Origin of the sequence: Sphingobacterium puteale (assembly GCF_003627955.1) — a bacterium.
GTDB classification, from domain to species: domain Bacteria; phylum Bacteroidota; class Bacteroidia; order Sphingobacteriales; family Sphingobacteriaceae; genus Sphingobacterium; species Sphingobacterium puteale.
In genome coordinates, this window is record NZ_RBWS01000005.1 from 394,760 (window position 1) to 417,246 (window position 22,487).

The 22,487-nt window shown below is 37.3% G+C and carries 20 protein-coding genes and 1 pseudogene; 6 read left to right on the forward strand and 15 right to left on the reverse strand.

Translation table 11 applies throughout. The features are described 5' to 3' along the window. Window positions 1–213 precede the first annotated feature (213 nt). The 5 genes from D7322_RS07150 to D7322_RS07170 form a co-directional block, all read right to left on the reverse strand. Complete coding sequence (locus tag D7322_RS07150) at window positions 214–2,595, reverse strand: GmrSD restriction endonuclease domain-containing protein (RefSeq protein ID WP_121122683.1); 2,382 nt, start codon at window positions 2,593–2,595, stop codon at window positions 214–216. After that, entirely contained in the window at window positions 2,588–4,420 is a 1,833-nt protein-coding gene (locus D7322_RS07155) for a DUF262 domain-containing protein (protein ID WP_121122685.1), read from the reverse strand. Before D7322_RS07155 ends, D7322_RS07150 begins: the two co-directional genes overlap by 8 nt. Before the next feature lie 160 nt (window positions 4,421–4,580). Next, a complete protein-coding gene (locus D7322_RS07160; RefSeq protein WP_108635557.1) occupies window positions 4,581–4,802 on the reverse strand; it encodes a DUF6140 family protein in 222 nt (73 codons plus the stop codon). A 139-nt stretch (window positions 4,803–4,941) separates the two neighbouring features. Beyond that, window positions 4,942–5,595, reverse strand: coding sequence for a hypothetical protein (locus tag D7322_RS07165; RefSeq protein WP_121122687.1), 654 nt, complete (start codon window positions 5,593–5,595; stop codon window positions 4,942–4,944). After that, window positions 5,585–5,947, reverse strand: coding sequence for a hypothetical protein (locus D7322_RS07170; RefSeq protein WP_121122689.1), 363 nt, complete (start codon window positions 5,945–5,947; stop codon window positions 5,585–5,587). Before D7322_RS07170 ends, D7322_RS07165 begins: the two co-directional genes overlap by 11 nt. A gap of 142 nt (window positions 5,948–6,089) precedes the next feature. Between D7322_RS07170 and D7322_RS07175 the strand changes: the two genes are divergently transcribed. From D7322_RS07175 to D7322_RS07185, 3 genes are all read left to right on the forward strand, one after another. Next, window positions 6,090–6,989 carry a helix-turn-helix transcriptional regulator gene (locus tag D7322_RS07175; protein WP_121122691.1) on the forward strand — a complete coding sequence of 300 codons (900 nt, stop codon included), beginning with the start codon at window positions 6,090–6,092 and terminating at the stop codon, window positions 6,987–6,989. Window positions 6,990–7,001: 12 nt separating this feature from the next. Further along, window positions 7,002–7,568 (forward strand): metallophosphoesterase family protein, encoded by a 567-nt coding sequence (locus tag D7322_RS07180; RefSeq protein ID WP_121122693.1) that lies wholly within the window; start codon window positions 7,002–7,004, stop codon window positions 7,566–7,568. A gap of 180 nt (window positions 7,569–7,748) precedes the next feature. Beyond that, the gene (locus tag D7322_RS07185) at window positions 7,749–8,126 is read left to right on the forward strand and encodes a cyclic-phosphate processing receiver domain-containing protein (protein WP_220700029.1); all 378 of its coding nucleotides are present in this window, start codon (window positions 7,749–7,751) and stop codon (window positions 8,124–8,126) included. A gap of 288 nt (window positions 8,127–8,414) precedes the next feature. On the opposite strand, the gene D7322_RS07190 is transcribed toward D7322_RS07185, so the two are convergent. The 9 genes from D7322_RS07190 to D7322_RS07240 form a co-directional block, all read right to left on the reverse strand. After that, the gene (locus tag D7322_RS07190; RefSeq protein ID WP_121122695.1) at window positions 8,415–8,861 is read right to left on the reverse strand and encodes a nuclear transport factor 2 family protein; all 447 of its coding nucleotides are present in this window, start codon (window positions 8,859–8,861) and stop codon (window positions 8,415–8,417) included. A 432-nt stretch (window positions 8,862–9,293) separates the two neighbouring features. Further along, window positions 9,294–9,911, reverse strand: coding sequence for a hypothetical protein (locus D7322_RS07195; protein ID WP_121122697.1), 618 nt, complete (start codon window positions 9,909–9,911; stop codon window positions 9,294–9,296). 500 nt (window positions 9,912–10,411) lie between these two features. Beyond that, on the reverse strand, window positions 10,412–10,858 hold the full coding sequence (locus tag D7322_RS07200; protein ID WP_147430318.1) for a nuclear transport factor 2 family protein: 447 nt from the start codon (window positions 10,856–10,858) through the stop codon (window positions 10,412–10,414). A gap of 436 nt (window positions 10,859–11,294) precedes the next feature. Continuing rightward, window positions 11,295–12,047: a carboxypeptidase-like regulatory domain-containing protein gene (locus D7322_RS07210; protein WP_181390625.1), complete on the reverse strand. Its 753-nt coding sequence runs from the start codon at window positions 12,045–12,047 to the stop codon at window positions 11,295–11,297. A gap of 327 nt (window positions 12,048–12,374) precedes the next feature. Continuing rightward, window positions 12,375–12,650: a hypothetical protein gene (locus tag D7322_RS07215; protein ID WP_147430320.1), complete on the reverse strand. Its 276-nt coding sequence runs from the start codon at window positions 12,648–12,650 to the stop codon at window positions 12,375–12,377. A 513-nt stretch (window positions 12,651–13,163) separates the two neighbouring features. Next, entirely contained in the window at window positions 13,164–14,168 is a 1,005-nt protein-coding gene (locus tag D7322_RS07220) for a hypothetical protein (RefSeq protein WP_108635546.1), read from the reverse strand. An 812-nt stretch (window positions 14,169–14,980) separates the two neighbouring features. After that, entirely contained in the window at window positions 14,981–16,219 is a 1,239-nt protein-coding gene (locus tag D7322_RS07230) for a hypothetical protein (RefSeq protein ID WP_121122703.1), read from the reverse strand. Between the two features lie 2 nt (window positions 16,220–16,221). After that, a complete protein-coding gene (locus D7322_RS07235; RefSeq protein ID WP_121122705.1) occupies window positions 16,222–17,520 on the reverse strand; it encodes a hypothetical protein in 1,299 nt (432 codons plus the stop codon). Next, a complete protein-coding gene (locus D7322_RS07240) occupies window positions 17,521–18,009 on the reverse strand; it encodes a hypothetical protein (RefSeq protein ID WP_147430322.1) in 489 nt (162 codons plus the stop codon). A gap of 424 nt (window positions 18,010–18,433) precedes the next feature. On the opposite strand from D7322_RS07240, the gene D7322_RS07245 reads away from it, so the two are divergent. Further along, on the forward strand, window positions 18,434–19,420 hold the full coding sequence (locus D7322_RS07245) for a thioredoxin domain-containing protein (RefSeq protein ID WP_121122709.1): 987 nt from the start codon (window positions 18,434–18,436) through the stop codon (window positions 19,418–19,420). Between the two features lie 92 nt (window positions 19,421–19,512). On the opposite strand, the gene D7322_RS07250 is transcribed toward D7322_RS07245, so the two are convergent. After that, window positions 19,513–19,950, reverse strand: a complete 438-nt coding sequence (locus D7322_RS07250; RefSeq protein WP_121122711.1) for a nuclear transport factor 2 family protein — start codon at window positions 19,948–19,950, stop codon at window positions 19,513–19,515. A gap of 178 nt (window positions 19,951–20,128) precedes the next feature. Between D7322_RS07250 and D7322_RS29235 the strand changes: the two are divergent. Beyond that, window positions 20,129–20,472 (forward strand): annotated as a pseudogene (locus tag D7322_RS29235) (integrase core domain-containing protein). Between the two features lie 675 nt (window positions 20,473–21,147). Further along, a complete protein-coding gene (locus tag D7322_RS07270; RefSeq protein ID WP_183078631.1) occupies window positions 21,148–22,452 on the forward strand; it encodes a TlpA family protein disulfide reductase in 1,305 nt (434 codons plus the stop codon). Window positions 22,453–22,487: the final 35 nt, after the last annotated feature.

Sequence of the window (22,487 nt, forward strand, 5' to 3'; positions counted from 1 at the left end):
TTTGCTCCCCTTAACAGCAATTGTCTGACAAAATTATCCATCACCTGTGCGAGGGATGTGCACAGGTGATTGTCACTTATGAACAACCTGTTCTTTAATTTTAGAAAAGTCTATATTGGGAACTTTATGAGGAAGAGTGATTTATTTTTCAAAACCAAGATATCCACAGGCGGATATAAAAATCCGCCTGTGGAGCTGATATGATACATATCATTAAATTAGTTCTTCCGCTTTTACGGGTAACTTATCTTTAGTATATAAATTAAAATCTCTTATGCAATCTAAATACACATTTTCTATTTCATACACATTTTCTATTTCGAGTTCATCAACGATATTATATTGGTTATTTTCCTCCTGTAAAATTTCAAAACAGAATAAACTTGAATGCCTATCAAACCTGAGGAAAAGGCCAGAAGTCACAAAATAAATTCGAGAATCTCGCTCGCCCGAATTAGCAGAAAAATATTTAATTAAATCGCCACCAAACTTCTTTTCGAGCTGTTTAAACAACACCCAAGTTCTCAACTCCCTATGATTACCACTCAATTTAGTTTTATCAAGTAATCGCACAAAATTCCCATCTTCTGACCGGTTGATCAGACGCTGACCACATTGATCAATCAACGATCCATCTTCTAAAATATATCTTCGCCAGTCATTTACGTTATTTATATGGGTATTAATAATATCTTCTAAGTCCTGAGTTTCACATTCGCAGCTATTTAAGATATTTAAAATTCCAGAGTCTCCGCCACTGAAAACTTGACGCCAGTTTTCCTCTCTCTCTCTTGCAGTATTATAGGAACTTTTACAAAATGAATACCGGTTACTTCCTTTCTTTGGCATCCAACCATCATCATATACCAATAAAATCTGCTGCAAAATCTTGTTTTCAAGATGCTCTTTAGAAAACAATTTTTCAAATCGTTCCCAGAATCGTTGGAACGTATTAAGCTCAAATTCTCCGTTTCCGTTTCTTGACCAGTTTATAAGAAAATCGATCTGCCCATAGAGATAAAAATGATTCTCAGCTTTTTCGAATGCCTTAATATTTTCGGTATCGGTATTTTCCAGATGAAATTTGTGAAACTCCTCTCTTACCTGTTTTTCTGAGAAAAAATCTATCCATTTTTCATTATCAGTGTAAAGCCTTTGATCACCTGATAGAAAGTCATGTGTAGCCTTAATTGAATGTATAAATCTCGGAAAATCGTCAATCCGGGTATTATAAACGATATTTCGAAATATCCTTACCCATTTTTTAAATTCCAATCTGTTAAAAGATGATCTGCGGACCATTAACAAAAAGGCAGCATAAATAAAGGTTCTGTGTAAAAGAGACTCGATAACATGTATATCAATTACAACCTTTCGAAACTCCCCCTCACTGGTAAATGTACTATTCCATAGGTCAGATATATCAAGCAAAGATTCGCTTTCATTCGCTAGCTCTTCTAATAAATTAAACAGAAAAGATATATTTTCTTCAGTTATTAATTCGTTCTCTTCAAAAAATTTTAATGACAAAAATGTGTCTGAGTTTAATTTATCAAATTTTAGTTTTTTATCTTTTTCTTCTTCATCTGAAAAAACAATAGCATAACTTAAAACGCTTCTGATAAAACTATACATCAATTGATCCGACTTAAGCTGATCTTGTTCCCAAAAGATATTGTACCAGTCCTGATCTAACTTATCTTTCCAATTGGTAAAACAGGATTGTTCTTTCAAACATTTATTTTTCTCCAATAACGTATCTACTTTCCCTACAAACCACGATTTAAAGTTGTCGTAGTCACTCAAACTCTTACCTGTTGAGTTCATTTTCAAATAAATATCGTCAGTTATACCCTGCTCGTTCAGATCCAGAAAGTCAAATTTAATTTTAGGAGAAACAAATAAATTGTGATAGGCTAATTGGAGACTTTCATCTTTGTTTTCAAGGCTAGCAAATCTATCTTCTATCTCCCGGAGCATAACCAGCATCCCTTCGACAGTAGGATCTTTAAGCCAGCTAATTAAAAACCAGCTTGCATCTTTAATAGCGTCATCAATGGCGAGCTCTTGGGATAAAGATTTCGCATTTTCAACCAATTTTGAAAGGAAAACATCGGAAGATTTTCTGGTTTTATAAGTAAGCTTACCTTCCAGTAGTGAGATTTGCTCCGGACGGAATTTTAACGCTACATAAAGGTGTAACAGAAACAGGGTTGTAAGCCGCTGTTGCCCATCTAGAGGAATAAATAGATCTTTCTTTAAATCTCCATGATCTTTAATAGTATAGGAAATCTGGAACTCTTCAGGGCTGGAATATTTAGCGATCGTTGCGAGTAAAGCATTAAGATTTTTCTTCGCAACTTCTCGATCATATTTTCCAAACTCCTCATCAGCATAACCGTAAACAAAGTCCAGTGGCAATATTTTCTCGGTGTGTGTTGAAATATGACAAATTAAATCTTCTACAAAATTCTCCCTGATTTCTTTTACTGTATCATTTTTTCGTCCCTGTACATAATCGCGTTGTAGAATAGGGATTTGAATTTTGAACTTCGTGATGATATTTACAAAAGAAAGCTGATTATTGTTATTCATAGGACAAGTAAGGTGCTAAAGTGTTCTTAATATCTTTTTCATAAAATTCGCTATCTGTAACACTCCAGTATTCAAGCTGAATACCCATAGGATCTGTTATCATTGTTTTGCTGAAAACGTTTAAAGTCCCTAAAGGCAAATACGTTTTTTCATTGTCTACACTTTCGGGATCATTCATTTGAAGTACTAAAGCGCGCTTTTCTTTGAAAGACCCATTGCTCAATTTTGAATTGGTTACCTTATCTAATAAAGCGAGGTTCTGAATCCCGTGGACAGGAAATTCCTCTTCAAACGTATCTTCTAAAGCACTCAACTGTTTTAAAATAGGGGCTGGGATCTTATCCGTCTGCCTGACCGGCTTCAAACTATGACATAATTCATCATAATTGATCTCACTAAAGTCATATTGATCAGCATCTACTTTTATTATTAGCTGCTCATTATCTGTTATTTTATCAACAATAAGTGGTTTAATTTCCTTTAGCCATTCAAGCCAATTCTCAGCAGTCTTTTCTTTTGGATTCTGAGGTTGGATATGTTCAAGTGACCATTCTTGCTCAACAAACTTTCCAAAGGAAAACTTCTGACCAGGATAGAATTTTTCGGTAAGTAAAATATTATAAAGTAATAACACCCCCGTACACCTACCATAGCGCCCCCTATCGTTCTGTTTTGAATAAAGAAGCTCCTTGATTTCGAATGATCGGAAATAGGCAGAAATCTCACCATCCAGCCATTCTTTGAATTTTAATTTAGATGTGATTTCACCGTTAGTATACTCCTCCAATATCCGTTCGAACGAATGAATATCCATATTCACAAGAAAGCCTATACGATGATAATAATACGTATCTTCAAACCACTCCTGAGCAATTCTATACTTATCGTAGATCAAAGACCAAGGCCTCAGATCTTCATCTTTACTCATTATAAAATAAGCTCCTAGATCCGACTCCAACCTGTTTTCGGTCACGATATCAAAAAGTTTACCAATCCGCACATCATAATGTTGGTTGTGACTATTGGTAATAAAGAACCAAAAATCAGGGTTTCTCAATGATTGCTCAATCTCGTCCCATTCATTTGCCAGATTTTGCTTTCTAAAATGCTTTACCTCAACATTATCAGCATTATTTTCTATGTCCAGTATAAAAAGGGCCTTTATTAAATCAGCTCCCGTAAGCTTTATTTTGTTTTTGTTAATATTTGCAAAAAGCTTTTCGGCAGTAACATTTAATAGCAACAAATCTACTTCATACCATATAAATTTTATTTGTGTCCTTATTTTGTCAACAATACTAGATATTGTAGCAATATCTAGCCTTTTCAGCTCGAAATGACAAGTACAATAACTTTGGAAGATGTGAAAATTATCTCTGTTCCGCTCCTCTTTTTCTAATGTCAGCTGGTTCCATAGAACGAGGACATGCTCGAGTGTTAAATCTTCCAATTCATGTCTTAATGCATTGTCATAGAGTTTTTTCAAAAATATCTCACAAGACCGTGTTTCATAGGAAATATTAAAATCTTTGATATCCAGTTCGCTCGTATAGCTCCGCAGACAGTGCATTAATATTTTAAAAGTTGTAAGACGTTGTTGACCATCGATAACTTCGTAAGTAGAAGCAGATATTTTAGTCACAACAATAGGCTGCAAACAATAGACACTATTGGCACCGCATTCTAAAATATCTCCAATTAACGTTTTAATATTATCAATATCCCACCGGTAACCTCTTTGGTAACTTTTGATTTCAAAATTATCAATACCGGCATTTAAAATCTCTACGATTGTATATAAATCTGTATCTAATTTTTTTGTCATTTGTAAATATTTAATCTTATATCGCCCCAGCAAATCCAGTGGAGCCAGGGTTCCTCATATTTTATATTGGATAGATCCGATCAGCAAAATATCTTAATTTTATATGAATGGCATAAACATATGCTGTTACAAAAACTGTTCTCCTTCTTTTCCAGATTAGTTAAGAGATCTTTTTAATATCAAAATAGTTCCATATCGCATTGGGACCACCCAATTTCAGCAGATCGATACCATATTTGCGCATAAAAGCTTCCTTGACATGGGGACAGCCGTTGGCATATAATTCGGAATCGCGGCAGGATACTTCCACTGTCATTCCTTTTTCCATGACGGTCAGATTCGCTGCCAGACGTGATTTTACAGTAATTAAAAATAGGCTCATGAGAATAATATGATTGTGTTAAATTAATAAATATTTGCGTAGTTAAAAAGCAATTTCACTCGTTGTACAATAAAATAGCGTAACGATTTTATTGAACTTCATCAAATATATCCGGCTATAACGCCAAAGTAGGTCGCTATCAGAGATTAACGAACAAACAAGATCTTTCAGGCAATCTGGGGCTGACAATCTCAGGCAAAATGGGAAGATCTAATTCCTCAAGAATCAATTTGAGCCACAATTGCTCTATTTCTTCTCCTACTTCGGGAAGGGTCAAAAGACTATCCAAACGATTTAAATATCGGATCACCTTGTGGCTGTCCAATACGGTGACGTGATCCCATGTCTTGGAAAATCTTAAATATTTATCGATATAAGGCTTTGCACTACTCCCTTCCAGTTTCAATGGTCTACGCAAGATCAGGCGTTTTCGGCTGAATTGGTAGAAATCGAGCAATTTGACCAAAATAGGATCATGCATGGTACCAAAGAGCACTGTATGATCAGCAAAAACCTCCAAATGTGCATGTATGGTATTGACATCGATAGAACATACGCGATAGCTTATTCCGTTATAAATGGGAACCGCATCGGTCATCAATGGAATAAATGTGAAATTATCAACTATAGGGTTTCCGTGCCAATCAGACAGACAATCCAATGCTGCATAATAGATGTAACCTACACGAAGGTGGGGGTACATACCCTTGATTTGAACCAATAGATTAAAAGCCTCAAACCCTATACTGACCAGATCCAAAGCCGACAAGATTTCACGATATTTATTCTCCATCTTGTTCCTTCGGAATGATAATACCTAATTCATCCAGCCGCTGATAAATATATTCCTGACGGATCAACGTACGCTCCATTCCCGCGGCTTCATTGTACCGATCGATCAGACGATCTACATCTGATGATGCTATCACCGTATAGGCAAAGGATAGCCGTTCTTTCGGGAATATCCGATAGCTATGATCGGGCATCACGTGAAAGCTTGCACTAAAAGCTGCAACGGCCAGAGACGCGACTTTGATAAATGATCGGGTTGCTTTCCATAATTCGGTCGTAATACCAGTTCCACTATTGGCCAAAATCCATTGCTCACGCGACGAGATATTCTGTTGATTCGTTTCTTTTTCCATAAAATAATTTTGTTTGGTCCAAACTTAGGCTCAGGGGCGGTCAAAGGGTGTCGCTATCTCGAAAAAAATATTTTTTTTCTCCCCCTGGACAAGACGACGTATTTTGTCGCTTCCTAAATCTATCTTTGTCAAAAGCTTATTTATGTCAGTAAGAAACACCATATTACGCCACAAGTTAATTATCAACAAATTGCGTCACAGACCGCTTTCCTGGCCGGAGATTGACCAGATGTTACAGTACGAATCAACATTTATTGGTGATGACTTCCACACGATCAGCCAACGTCAGTTTCAACGCGACATTGATGATATCAGGGTACTTTATAGAATCTCGATCGAAAGCGACCGTTCAAAAAAACAATACTTTATCCAGCACGACACCGAGGAATCGGAGCGGGCACTGGATGCTTTTGACATATTCAACCTGATGCGTCTGGGAGATAATGGCTCAAAGAAAATCGTCTTTGAACAGCGCAAGCCAAGGGGGACAGAATATCTGGGAGATATTGTACAGGCGATACATAATGACCTTGTACTCTATTTCGATTACCGCAAGTACTATGAAACGGAGGTAGAGCACCGAAGATTATTTCCCATCCTCCTAAAAGAAGTGCGCAACCGCTGGTATGTCATTGGGCAGGATCTGGACAAGGATAGTCTCAGGATCTTTCCCCTGGATAGGATCTTAGCACTGGAAGTGGTGAAAGCTGGAAAATTCAGGGCTCTCAAAGTAGATCCTGAAACGCTCTTCGAGCATAGTTTTGGTATTATACTTCCGCGTGAAGACCAGCAAATCGAAGAAGTGATCCTCTCCTATTCTGCTTTTCAGGGCAAATATATCAGGTCATTGCCTTTGCATCATACACAGGAAATACTGGCTGACAATGAGGAGGAGCTGCGTGTAAAGCTCAACATCTACATCACGCATGATTTTGTGATGGAGCTGCTTTCGGTAGGTGCCGAAGTCAGTGTCATTGCTCCTCAAAGTCTGGCTGACAGGATGAAAGAGGAATATCGTAAATCATTACATCGACAATCCTAAATTTCGGTCAATATGCATATCATTAAGTTAAAAGGGCAAAACGTACTCTTGTTGTCGGACACGCATGGGATGCATCGTCAGCTGGATATTGCTGTGGGGATCGATATTGTCATCCATTGTGGCGATATCTGCGACGCGGGTGATATGGATCAGCTATCGGATTTTTTTGTGTGGTATGCAGGACTTCCCATACCGCACAAAATATTTGTGCATGGAAATCATGACCTACCCTTTGAACTGGAACCGCTACGAAGCAAAAAATTGGTACCCGAAGGAATCCACTGGCTAAACGACAGTTCGATAAGGATAAATGATATCCAGCTCATGGGCATAAGTGGCTTCCCTTTTTTTCACCACATGGAATCAGAGGTACAAATTGATATTATGGTTTCGCACTATCCGCCATCGGGTATCTTGGACAATGGCTATGGCAGCACGGAAATCCGTGAGTTTGTATTGGAAAGATCACCAAAGTACCATGTTTTTGGTCATAATCATGCGGACTACGGTAAGAAGAAAGTTAAGGCTATTCAATTTATCAACGCGTCCTTGTATGAGCTGTTGAAAGGAAAGCTGTGATTAGCATGGCTATTTTAGCTCTTGCTATTACTTTTTTACTAATCTTTCTCATAGGCCTGCACTATTTAGGGGTATATCCAAGACACGGGTGAAACAAATAAACGAACATAGTTTTAGAAAGCTATCATTCGAAATAACGCTTCAAATAAGTTATATTTAAATAGGAAATTACGGAAATCAATGGGGCATAATACGAAAGGTGTATTTTTGGATGATATAAGAATACCATCGGATCTGACTTACTATATATCGAAGGAAGAAATAGACCAATATCTTCTAACCGATTGGACCGTTATTCGTAGTTATCAGGATTTTGTGGCTTATATATCCCAGAACGGGATTCCCTCAATTATCTCTTTTGATCATGACCTGGGAGTAAATCTTGACAACACAGAAGCAGAGTCGGGTTATGATGCTGTGAAGTATATCGCGGATTTTATTCTTGAGCAGGAACATCCGGTTTTGCCCCAGGTATTATGTCACTCTCAAAACCCTGTAGGCAAAACAAACATCTTATCCTACTGGAACAATTTTATTAAACGCATTGATAAAGGTTAACCAAACTTTTAGAGCTCAAATAGATAGCACCTGCATTATCCTTCGCAGACTTTTCTCGGAAAACGTCGCGCCGTATCCGCTTTGCAATTCTCTCCACAGTGTAGAGACAATTGCTTCGTCTGTAAAAACACTTGCAAACTGTATGGAATGCCTTATGCTGTTCGCCCGCCAACATACATTTTATAAAGAACCCTTGAGGAAGGACATATCTATATCCTATTTAAAATAAACAAAAAGCCACATCTCTCGACGTGGCTTCACAACTTATATATTTGTAAGGGATGGCTCTTATTTATACGAATTGATTGATTTGGAGACTTTCCATTCATTCCCCACACGCTCCAACGTAACCAAGTCAGTCTTGGTAAAGCTCTCAAATTTCAAGGTCACTTTAGCCACCATATAGTCTGCTGACTCCTCGATGATATCGGTAGTTACTGTACAGTTCAGCTTTTCGCCTTTTTGCTTTTTCAAGTATTTAACGACTTCACCACGGCTGTTGGTCTTTGTATTGGAAGCTTGAACGTTTTGATTGAAATCTTCTGCAAATAGTTGCTCTACTCCTGTTGATTCACCTGCAGTTGTGACCGCAACATAATGGTCAAGGGCAAAGTCTGCTGTAGAAAGGTTAACGTTTGCTTTTGCTGATTTGGAACCTAGTCCTTCAGCGGCCATAGCGAAAGTGGATACTGCGATTAAAGCTGCTGCTGCGAATGTTTTTACTAATGCTTTCATAATGTCTTTATTTTATTGTGTTAGTTTTTTATCTGTTCTTATTTGTTGATTCAAAACTACAACACAATACGCTCCTAGCCTATCGACTTTAGACTAACGGACAGGAAAACTCGGTGAATGGTGGGAATGGGGAGGTGAAAGAATGCAATTTTATTTTAAGAAGCTTTGGGAAAAGTTTTCTCAATTTCAACTGGAAGTTTGGTTTATTTCTAATTATCATAATTTGTGTACCAAGATTTATTTTGGCACTTCAAGCGAACCAAAATACAGATTATCAATTTATTGTCGCCATAATATTTTGGTCATTTATCATGCCCTTTATATTTCTAAGTAGGGCGGGATTGAAAGCCATCAGTTTGTCAGGAAGCCTCCAATCATTCCGTTCTTATCGTATGGAATTGATTTCATTTGCATGTTTACTTTTCACTAAGATCAGCCTGTTGTGTACATTATAAAAATAGTAGCCAATATTAAAAATGATACCACGACCGGGACTACTGTAGACCTGCTTCTATATTTAAGATCTTTCGGAAACATAAGCCCGCGAATAAGAGATAAGCCGACTACTCCAATACCTGAAAAAAACAGCCTGATATAAAAACTACTATCAGTGATGTCCATATAGTTTCCACCTATATAATCGATAATATAAATCTGTAACAGAGTGTAGCCTATTGCAAATAACAAAGAGACAACAGCCCCCTTGATATCTTTTATTCTTAGGAAATTTAAAGCTTGGAGCACAGCGCCGAAAATAACTCCAAAAAACAGGCAAAAAAATAATATCGCGCTATTTTTATATAGTTTGATAGCATCTTCATCAGTTGTAGCTCCCTCATCCCAAGAATTCTCCTCCGCAAACTCTGCTTCTCGCTTCTGATTAATCAGCGCTTCGATCTGCTCTGATTCAGCTGGAGCAAAATCTCGCCCCCTATCTTTAAGAATCTCATAAGCATATTGAACAGCATCCGCTACTGACCTACTACCTGGTTTTATATACTTTTCGAGTTCGTTGTCTGAAAGCTTTTTGATCACACTTTTATTTACCATAATTTTCCAGTACTTAAATTAGTTACCCTTGTTATAACGATATTTACAATGACTATTAATGATCGTCTCATTGCTCACCGGAAAATATGCAGTTCGACGGCAAATTTACCTTCAAAGCAGGACATGCCGAAAGTAGTACCAAAAGTTTTTGATGATATAAGTCATTGTCCATTTAATAAGCCAATTCAAGTTATCAAAAATAATTTACTCCAATAAAACTATTTCAAATTGACTATTGTTCTTACTATATAAAACGGCTATTAGTTACCTTTCTAGAGAAAGGATCAACATAAAAATTGGCGTAGTGCAGTGAAAATCCAATTGTCTTTAAAAACATTGGATGACGAAACAAAAAAGAGGAAACGATAAGAAACATAAAAATTACTGTACAGATAAACGCTAAGAGAAAGGGTCTGATGAGAATCAGGCCCTTTTGACGTAAAAAAGCCACATCTCTCGATGTGGCTTTACAACATTTATATATTTATTTGAGATGGCTCTTATTTATATGAGTTGATTGATTTGGACACTTTCCAGTCATTGCCCTCGCGCGCTAAGGTAACCACATCTGTCTTGGTGAAGTTCTCAAATTTTAGAGTCACCTTAGCCACCATGTAGTCTGCTGATTCTTCTATGATGTCTGTGCTTACTGTACAGTTTAGTTTCTCACCTTTTTGTTTTTTTAAGGATTTGATGACTTCTTCACGGCTATGGTTTTGTGCATTGAAAGCTTGGATCTTTTGGTTGAAATCTTCGGCGAATAACTGCTCTACTCCCGCCGATTCGCCCTCAGTAGTGACCGCTACATAATGGTCCAGTGCGAAATCTGCTGTAGTAAGGTTTACGCTTGCTTTTGCTGCTTTTGATCCTGGTCCGTTAGCGGCCATAGCGAATGTTGATACTGCGATTAATGCTGCTGCTGCGAATGTTTTTACTAGTGTTTTCATAATGTCTTTATTTTGTTGTGTTAGTTTTTTTGTTCTTATTTGTTGATTCAAAACTACAACACAATAGGCCCCTAGCCTATGGGCTTTAGATCAACGATCAGGAAAACTCGGTGAATGACGGGAATGGGGAGGTTAATGGACCACTCATGGCAAAGTTCTCTTTTTTAAATTTTGCAATACAGTATTTATTTGCTTAAATTGGTATAAGAGAGATTTGTAGGAAAAAGTTGCCAATTCGAAAAATCATGGAATCAATCTTTAGAAAACTAATGTGCTGCCTAATGGTTTTTGAGGTATCATGGATATTTTTTCGCTGTATAAATGGAGGCGCTGATTCTTTTACTCGTGGGCTTTCAATTATGCTCATATCCCAAATAGCAATAGTAGTCATGACATTATCAAAACAAAAAAAGAGTAGTTCAGACGATAAGGCTACTTAAGGCTTGATATATTCTTGATAACTCTTTTTGATGTACAGGATAATATCATAGTCGGACATGTATTTTACTGTGTCAATATTCGGACGGTACAACTGCATGAAAGTTTGTAGGGAGTCACCTTTAAGGCCCGTCAAATTTTGAACCATACGCTTTGAAAAGGTGTTATCAAGATATTGCTCTTCTTCTTCCTTTATTAATTTCTGTTGTAGCTTGGATTGGGGATTACGTTTTTTTCCTAACATAGAAATTACAGAAAGCACATCAACACTAATCAGCGAGGCCGTACTATTGCTAGCTTGATTAGGGTGTCTCGGGACATTTGAAGAATAGCTTTTGGTGATGAAAATGTCTTTAAATTTGGGCTTGCTATAATTGAAGGTCTTGGCAAATTCTTCCCGAAACTTTAAGGAATCAGCCTTATAATTTCTTAAAGGATTGATCTTGACTTCATCCAACAAAATTGTTGTTCGCTCCATATATATAACCAAATTATCAAGGTTGCTATTACCAACTATATATTTTTCCTCGCGATATCCGATTGAAGAAAAGGTGATTGTATCTCCAAGCTTAATGTCTGACAATATAAATTTGCCATAGGCATCGGAATAGATATTGCGCGAAGCTAATTTGATCGAAACACCTATAAGAATATCACCCGAATGCCTATCTTTAATCGTGCCTTTCAGATCTTGTGCAGAAGATAAATTTGCGATAAAGAGCAATAGCAACAACAACCTTAGTCTACTCACTTTCAATTAGTTTTAAAATAAAAATATTATAAAACTAAACATTTAGCAAGGTGATTAACTGTTTTTAACGCATGCTGCTTTGATAATAACCACCGGCTATCCAAATAAAAAGCCACATCTCGCGATGTGGCTCTACAACATTTATATATTTGACTAAAGGCTCAGTTATTTATAGGAATGGATCGACTTGGACACTTCCCAGCTGTCGCCTTCGCGCACCAAAGTCACGAGGTCGGTCTTGGTGAAATTTTCGAACCTCATAGTCACTTTAGCGACCATGTAGTCGGCCGACTCTTCGATGATATCGGTGGTCACTTTACAGTCCAGCTACTCTCCTTTTTGTTTTTTAAAGAATTTAACAACCGCGCTACGTCCATTGGCAGCTTCATTAGCCTTCTGGCTGAAATCTTCAGCAAACAGCTGCTCTACGCCTGCCGATTCTCCTTCGGTTGTGACCGCAACATAGTGTTCAAGGGCGAAATCTGCGGTAGAAAAGTTAATGTTTGCTTTTGCTGATTTGAAGCCTGGTCCTTCAGCTGCCATAGCGAAAGTGGATACTGCGATTAAGGCTGCTGCTGCGAATGTTTTTACTAGAGTTTTCATAATGTCTTTATTTTATTGTGTTAGTTTTTTATCTGTTCTTATTTGTTGACTCAAAACTACAACACAATACGCTCCTAGCCTATCGACTTTAGACTAACGGACAGGAAAACTCGGTGAATGGTGGGAATGGGGAGGTGAGCCTGGTTCGTATCAGATTCGTACCACGTTCGAATCATCAACAAATGATGTACAGGCGACATACAGACCCTGACCAGTCTTTGAACAGGGAAAAACTGTCCAGAGACTGTGCAACAATAGATCCATACTTGTTCCGCCCAGAAGGCTTTCCGAAGGAGGTACGAACACAACCCCAACAAAAGTTATTTAAACTCATCCCCGAATAACAAATTTTCGTAATTGATAAAATCAAAATTTTCATTTAAGGCTAGCTTTTACACAGGAAGAATACCTGGATATCTAATTTATTGGAAAGGCACTTCCCTAATCTTACAAACCTTGGAAAATACCTCATTTAGGATATTTTGAAATTGTCTTTTTTATACTTTAGATCTATTAAAAATCACCTACAATTTCATCAAATTGAGCGTTGAAATATTCACTTAGCATAGCACTATTGGAAGCTTCAATCGCAGCAAATATCTTCTTCTTATGTGGTGGTATCTTGGACTTTGCTTTGAACCAAAGCACATAGGTTTTACCTTTTTTTAACTTCTCTGCAGATTTTTGAATCACCCACGATGATTTATTATCCTCATCTTTGAAAAGAGCCATTTTATTAAAGTAGGAAACGTCTATATCGTCAACATTTCTATCACTATCTAGCAGATAAAAACTGTCTTCTCCCTTTTCAAAGGTATGGAAATACCAATAGAGATATCCATCAATTGTAGGTGTAAACTTAAAACCTGAGTAATAGGCATCTCCAACCATCAGTGGGTTTTCATAAAATGTATACGTTGCAAAACTTTTATCCTTGGTGTTCGGCAATGTTAAATTAAAAAAGTATCTGTTGATATCAACCGCTTTGACTTTATCATAAAATACTTTTTTGTCGGCTTTGCTTTTAATTTCATTACGTTCTTTTTGAGCCTCCATCTCTTTAGCTTCCGCGTCAGCCAGTTTCAAATCTTTCGTGATTTTATCGAATAAAAACACTAGGCTGTCGGCTTTAACCTTCGTGAAATTACCAATTCGGAAGAGAATAGTTGACTTTGTCGTTTTTCCAGATTGCTCACTAGTTACCGCTTCTATTCCATCTCCTGAAAATTCATAATAACCCTGATTAAGTTTATATTTTATTTTCCCTTGAATTTTAAAAACAGATTTGGCTGTTTCAAAATCAGCATTCTTCCCTGTCAGAGTGGCGACGCTGTCCAATGAAATCGAATACCGTTGTAAATTATATTTCCCGTCAATTGTTTGGACATTTCCGCTCTTCAACAATGAGTACCAAGTTTTCAAACTCTCCTTCGCAGTGGTCATTGCCGACTGTCCATTTGTTATTGTCGTATTAAATACGTAAGCTAACAGTAATATGATTATTTTCAATGTTTTCATGGCCAATATTTTTAATCAAATAAAACCATTTTTACATCGCTATTCAATACCCCATTTAGGGTATTTTTCGAATAGGAATATTATCTACCAATGTGTTAATAATCAAACAAAGTTTTTATTTTAATACAATAAAAAACTATCTTTGCATCAAATGTCTATTTCAATTTTAGGCTTTTTGAAAATTATATATTGGTTTTTAAAGGTCCTGTACGCAGGTCTTCAACTCCAACATTGGTTTCGACGCAATCAGAAGTAATAAATCTATTGTTAGTCGTTTATTCAACGAGCCCAGGATTTAGGTCACCGACGAGTGGCCGGCGGAGTTATTACCGTTCAAAAAGATCATAGAACTGATGCCTCACGGGGCAAAATGTTAAGAAAGAAAAGATGTCAGGGGAATAGGCAAGCATATACTCCGGAAGCGTGGATAACATTATCCCCGCTTTTTTGTTTTCTGATAGGGCTTATAACGGAATACATGATCTTTTAATATCAGATATCTCTCTTTATTGAAAGTTATTTGTATATAGCGGACTAATCTCAATAAATTTATCAAATACGCCTTGTATTTCAGGTAAAATACCAGCTTTTTTAAATATTGATGCATTGTCAAAAATGGCAATGCATCAAATGCAATATTGAGATCGACCAAATCTTCATGAGCTGACACTAATTCTTTAAGCTGTTTTGATTTTCCTTAACTAAACATTCCTTTTCTAATTGAAAATACAGTAAATTTCAGATTGTAGGATCTTTTCCTCGCTCAAAATCAAATTCCTGAGATTTTTTTTAGAAATATAGCTTTCTTCTTATCAAATCTGTATAAACTCGTCGAAATCATCTGCTTTACCAAAAAGATAATTAGCGATGGATGCACTGTTTTTCACATTGTCTTCCGGTCGTACAAAAAGCTTGATATACCCGAAAAGGGAACCGCAGCCGGCAGTTTCAAACAGCGTACGGAGTCGTTGATCATGCTCAATATCATAATCCAAAAATGCAGTGACACGGTCTATCATTAGATATTTTGCGTCTTCTTTTTCCAAGCCCACGAGCTCTTTGAGCTTTGTGCCTTCGGGAGTACCTTCATTCGTCAGAAAAAGAAAGGTACGTATCACCCATTTATCACCGTGATAGCTCACCAGAAAATAGCCGATCTTGTGCCTGGCACAATAACAGGCGATGAGTACCTGTCCACGATAGACAATTACCTCCGGTTTACCGTGAATAAAAGTCTTAGCAAGATAAACCTGTACGTAGCCTTTGGGACTATAGCTGCGCTCCTCAAAACGATTGAGTGCATGGTGCTGTATATAGAGTGGTTTGGCTTCTGTATCGGAAATATGGGTGATACCGAACCGCGCCGGATCGAACTGTATCCATTGCGTCCAGTCGCCTACGAAAACCGAGGCGTCGCCGATGGCCACAATTGGTCGAGTGATACCATCGATCTCCTGCTTATCTAATTTGTTTTTCAGCCGCCGCAAACGGATCTGATTTCTCCCGCCGGGCTTAGTCAGTGCCAGGTCGGATACATCAAACTGCAAGGTACCTTTAACGGGATCGTAAAACTGCTCATTCGTAAAACTCAAGACATTGAAAATATGGTTCTTCGTCTGTAACAGCCAGTCTCCGGAGGTGAAGTAGGGCGCAAAAGCAGCCCTCATCTTGACATGTTCTTTAATACAGTGGTTAGAAACGAACTGCACAAAATGAACAATTAGCGCCAAATCCGTGAAAAAAGTTGGAATGGAGATCTCTTCGCCCGTTGGTAGGGTCAACGTGTATTTTTTTATAAAGCTGGTTATACTTGCCCGGTAACCGTCCCTAGTCTGAGCGTCCGCAATAACGTCTTCATCAACGATAATCTTTAGCGCCGGATAGCGTTTTTCAAAAAACTGTGCCAATAGCTTTGGGGGAAGCATCTCAAAATAACCCGGACCGACCATTTTTTCGAAAAGTAGCTTCATCGACTTTGTAGAGGCCTGATATCTTTCTCGTGTCTCTTTACTGGAATTGACTGGAGCTTTGGTTTTCTTTTTTCTTTTCATATTTACATCTCCCCCTCCTCAAAAGGATCTTGAGCGGCGACAATCAATGATTCTGCCAACAGCATAAACATGTTCTTGCTATCAGATTCCATGGCATAGCCAACCTCCAGAAGTGCCGGCACCATCCTGTCATAGATGTCCTTGGTTTTCCTGACTTTATGCTCCACAGCATTTATATTATTGCCTGAACGCATATAAACATGCGTTAAATAGCCGAATAGCTCATCCTGCCTGCCGCTGTAGGACTCATCATACCAGTTTTCGTTGGCTTCATCCAGCATCATCAGCCATACACATATTTTATTAAACTTTTGACTTTTAACGTAATCCTCCTGATCTGTGAGGTGGTCGATCTCAAACATCAACAGCATATTCACATCGTTCTGCTGATAAGCATGATCCAGAATGCGGATTAGATCGCTCTTTTGGATATCACCGGTATCGGTAATCGTAAGCTCATCGGTCATACGCTGCATAAGCGTATGATAAAGCTCAACCACTTTTGGAGGTTTGTCCCTTTCGCCCTTTTCTGTAAAATGCGATAAGGGTGTAAACCCGAGATGGTCTTGTAGGTATTGGTCCATGATCGCCCCTCCCTCTTTACTTTCGTCCAGTTTGTCCAGGGGTAGATCCAGATTGGGGACGACCATATTCAGTATCCGGCCAAATTCCTCCAGTCCCAGATCTCCGGCATAGGGCTGATTGGTATAACTGGTATAAAACTCGAGCTGAGCTGCACCGGGCGTACACAGCTCAAAGGATTGATCGCAGACCGTAATAATCGCCTCGGCCACGGTTTGTTTCTCACCTTCGGCCAGGCTAAATCTTTTCATCTGCTCATCCAGCTGCTCTGCCATCCAAAAGTAGGCCTCGGCCAGCCGATCCGCCGATTCGCCCATAACCCGATGATAACATGCTCTGACTTCCTTCTCAAGTGCTTTACTCTTGGCACGGCTCTGCTTGAGACGTAGATATTCTCGTTTGGCCTCGTAAAAATTTTCTATCAGCTGATTTCTATTGTAACAGCGCGCAATGATCCTTAAGCAATTTTTTTGTTCCTCTGAAAATACATCATCTTCCAAATGAGCGAAAGCGCTATCAAAAGTCCGTTTGATTGCATCTGCGGGTGGAGGTTGTACGCTAACGGGAATATCCAGGCATTGGAGCAGGAGACATTCGCACAGATGGGTAAAACGCTGGTCACTTACCTGATAGTTCTTAACTTCAAACAAGAGATCATCAATGGAGTTCAATAATTGTCCATCAACATTCCCAACAAAAAAATCCAGCGAACTTTGCATTTATGTAGCAACATCCATTGCAAATTTCCTCAATATCGGGTAACGGTCTGCCATATCCCGCAAATGGCTGGGCCGGATATAAAAGTCTAAATAATCCGACTCTGTCTCTGCTGGCTCATAGGCCATGATGTGACCATTCTGCCAAAATAGACGACATTGCCTCTCAGCAAAAGGGCTCTGCTCCTGCTCATTGGCAAATCTAGCAACGCAGCTACCAGACACTTGGATATGAAAAGTAACAATGGGCTGTGCGGGAATAGTGTAGATTTCTTTTTCATTTACGATAAAACAGCCGGAGAAGCAACCGGTAATATTTTTGCCATAGAGGTAATGACATTTGACGGTAGAATCGCCAAAAATATGTTCTTGAAAATGCACAATGGTGCCCTGATCTGATAAATTAAATTTAGCATTTGGTTTTGGAGCCTCTGGTGTATCACTGAGAAATACCTGTAACACGGAATGTTGATCTGTTGACTCTAGGTTCATATGGATAACGGTTAAATAGCTAATGATTCCTACAGCGCTGCTGCAAGATATCATCAGTTTATAATCAAAAAATATAGCTTAATGATCAGTCAATGATCTGACCGAACTGTTTATAATTTTAAGATAGGAAAATTTAATTAATTAAACAAAAACAGATAACAGATTGCGATGACTGGTGTTGCCATTAAACTTTGTAAGCAGATTAATACTGTCTAGGCCGAAAAGCTTTATTTTCCGACAAAAATTATAGCAGCCCCTAGCAGTCTTTGTTTTCACCAAACAATCGTGTCCTCCAATGAATTATGAAAATATAGCTTGAATCAGATTATGAATTAAGCAATAATAGGTGTATATTCATTAAGAGGTAAATCTGTTTGAGATAATAAATGCTATTAAAAACGGAGACTAAACCATAAATTAAGCCATGTTAAAATTATTCCTTTTGATCATAATCAGCTTCTTATCGTTCAATTATGGTACAGCTCAGATTAAATGTGCGTCACTATTAAAGAAAAAATTTGGGAATCAAAGTTATTCTCCGGCTGAATTAGACAGCTTAATCAAAGATTTCTCCAAGCTCACAGCATGCGGACTCGACTCTGTCGCACTAGAAATTGCAACATCTTTGCCCGGAGTATTTAATACATTGATAACTCCTTCAATGCAAGACCCAAACAAGCTGATTACTTATAGCGAGGTATTCAATAAAATAAAAGAGTTCAAAGTGTCACCTGAATACCCTACCTTATTGAAATTCCATATTGCCAACAAGGCATTAAGATCACGTCCGGTTAATCTGAAAGAATGGTCAAAGGACAGTTTATTATTTCTTGATATTTTTGAAACGGACAAATCAGCAATCGACAAAGGGGAACTGGATGCCTTTTATAGGTTTATGAAGGAAAATAAAATCGGCGAGATAACTTATTACCAAGCTTGGGCCATTTTTAAAAACCAGCAAAAGCTAATGGCTCCTCCAAAACAACATAAAAAAATACTTTGGGATGATAACCAGGACAGCACTCTTTCGGAGGTGATACAGAAAGCTAAAGAACAAAATAAGAGGGTCATTCTCTATTTTTCCGGTTGGACCGATATCACAAGCAGGAGGCTGGAGGCTGAACTAATGTATCTAAGTGATGATAAAATGATAAATTATATCCGCAGTAAATTTGTTTTTAAAGCCATCCTTATTGACGACCGAAGTAAACTGACCACAAAGGAACTGCAACAAGATTCAAATTTTGTAAAAAACGCTGACAATCGAGGCGCCAAAAACCGAAATATCCAAGCTTATTATACACATTCAAAAAAAACGCCATATTTCGTTATGCTAGATGAAACAGGTAAAATTCTGAAATCATTAAGTGAGAATATTACTAAAAACACACTTGATAAATTTTTAGAGTAAAAGCCACATCTTACGACGTGGCCTTAAATAAATATATGATTCACTAGTGGTCAGCTTTTGGAATGACCTAGCTGACCACTAGTTATTGAATGTTATTTATAGGAATTGATTGATTTCGACACCTTCCAGTCATTACCTTCGCGGACCAACGTCACAAGATCGGTCTTGGTAAAGTTTTCAAATTTTAAAGTTACTTTGGCAATCATATAATCTGCAGACTCTTCGATAATATCGGTACTTACAGCACAGTTCAGCTTCTCGCCTTTTTGCTTTTTAAAGAATTTGATAATCTCATAACGGCTATTGGTAGTTGCATTTGCCTTCTGACTAAAATCTTTAGCAAATAATTGCTCTACTCCTGCTGACTCGCCTTCGGTTGTTATCGCAACATAATGGTCTAGTGCGAAGTCTGCTGTGGAAAGGTTAACGTTTGCTTTTACTGATTTGGAACCTGATCCTTCAGCGGCCATAGTGAATGTAGATACTGCGATCAAGGCTGCTGCTGCGAATGTTTTTACTAATGCTTTCATAATGTCTTTATTTTATTGTGTTAGTTGTTTTGTTCTTATTTGTTGATTCAAAACTACAACACAATACGCCCATAGCCTATGGGCTTTAGACCAACGATCAGGAAAACTCGGTGAATGGCGGAAATGGGGAGGTGAAGTTTGTGCTTTACAGCTTAACAAATGAATATTTGAACAAATCATAGACTGGCGGGGCAAACCGCTCTGTCTACGCGTAGATAATGGTCCTGAATTCACCAGTCATCATTTTGAGCTCTGGTGTAAGGACCAAGGCATCGCTATTCAATTTATCCAGCCCGGTAAGCCTATGCAGAACGGTTACATCGAACGGTTCAACCGAAGTTATCGCAAAGAAATTTGGATGCTTATTTATTTTTCAACTTGTCAGAAGTAAGAGAACATACCCAGGCATGGATGGATGAATATAATAACAAAAGACCCCATGAAGGTCTTGGGAATCTTACACCAACAGAATTATCAAAAAATATTAGACACCAACAACAAATAAATCAATTAGTAACGTAAATTAGAAAAGTCCAATCCCAGCCGTCGGAAAATGGGGTACTTACAATTCAGGTACAGAACACAGGGAAACCCATAAATCAAAATATTCAATTGGAAACAATCACCGGAGATAAAATTATATTGAAAGATCTTTTGAAGAATAGTGCGACAAAATTAGGTTTTCTGAGTTTTCATGTAAACAATGTATTATTGAACAGCTAAAATTACTGAAAAAATATAATTCTCCTGTTTTCATGTTAGCCAGTTATCAGGATACACGCTCTTTGAGAATCTTTTTGGATGAATATAAAATTAATGAGAATATCTATGTTATTGACGAAGGCGCACTTAATATACCTATCGAAACATATCACTTCCCTTACTTTTTCACACTAGACAATAAATTCGAATTAAATAATGTATTTTTACCTAGTAAAGAGATACCGGAACTTTCCAGTGAGTATCTCAAATCTATAATAAAAATTGAAAAGAAACCAGTTATTTAACCTTATGCTTCTTAATATATTAAATAGTAAATCGGTATTTTTATTAATTCTACTTTTTTTTTGCCAAACTTCTTATGGATTTAAAAAAAATATAAACGAAACTAATTTCTCGGGTACAATTAAAAATTACGATAACGAACAACGCACAATTACCTTTAACTTTCCTGGCTTTTTTAATGAAATTGGAAAAGTGACTGTCCCAATTGACTCTAAAGGTAAATTTCATTTCAAATTACCTATTAGCTATACCCAAAACTTTACCGTAGAGTACGGTGAAATAGCGACATTGTTATGTATACCTGAAAAACAATTTGAAATAGAAATTGCCGGTGGAATTTTGACTGACAAAAAGAAAATAAGGGATAACAATGAATACTTTGTAAAAGTAATTTCACCATTTCAAAAGGAAACAAATGAATTGGTTATAAAATTCTTCAATCAGCTCCCAGCAAAAGAATTTCAGTATGATAATTACTACAAAAATCTTGTCCAGAAAGAACCCAAAGATTACTTAGACTATATTAAGTATCGAGAGGGTAAATATCGCGAGTTTCTTGAAAGTTTCATCAAAAACAACACTTATAATCAGACTTTTAATGAATGGGCATATAATTACATATCATATGAATCATCTCATGATCTTTTGTATTATACTTGGTACCATCCCACCAAAAATAATATAAATTTGAAAACATTTAATATCCCAGAAGAGTATATCAATAGTATCAATACATTTAACCACAAAAACCCACAGATATTTTCTCTCTATTTCACGATGTACCTGGAAGAATATGCAAATTTTCTTCTTCGTTCCCAATCAGAATCATGGACTGAAAATGCTATGCAAGCTTACGAACAGAATGGAATCCAGGGCTTATTCAAAATATATTCTGAACTTTTCGAAAGTACAACACCGGGGTTAATCAAAGATTATTTGTATACTAAATTTTTTACGGATCTATTCCGCACGATGCCAGAAGATTTTAATAAAATATATTCTGATCAAAGAGTGAAAACACCACTTTTAAGAAATATACTTAAAAACCTTATGGAGACCAATAAAGCGACCGTCCCAAAAGAGAAAGGCGATATTGAGCAGATTGAGTCCGAAACAAGTTTCAACGATATTATTCAAAAGTATAAGGGAAATATTATATACATAGACCTATGGGCCCCTTGGTGTGAACCCTGTTTAAATGAAATGCCTTTTTCGAAAGAACTCCAGGTAAAATTGGATGCTAAAAATATAACCTTTTTATTTTTGGCTGTTAATACACAGGAAGGTACATGGAAATCAACAATAGATAGATTAGGATTGAAAGGGAAGCATATCTTGCTGTCAAAGGACCAATATAATTTAATAGCAGCTAAGTTCAATATCCAGGGTATTCCCAGGTACTTAATCATTGGTAAGGACGGCGAAATTATTAACAGTAATGCGCCAAGCCCAAGCTCATCCACTATTTATGAAATATTAAAAAATTTATCAGAGTAAACACATTTTGTTTAAAACACATATAATGATCAGAA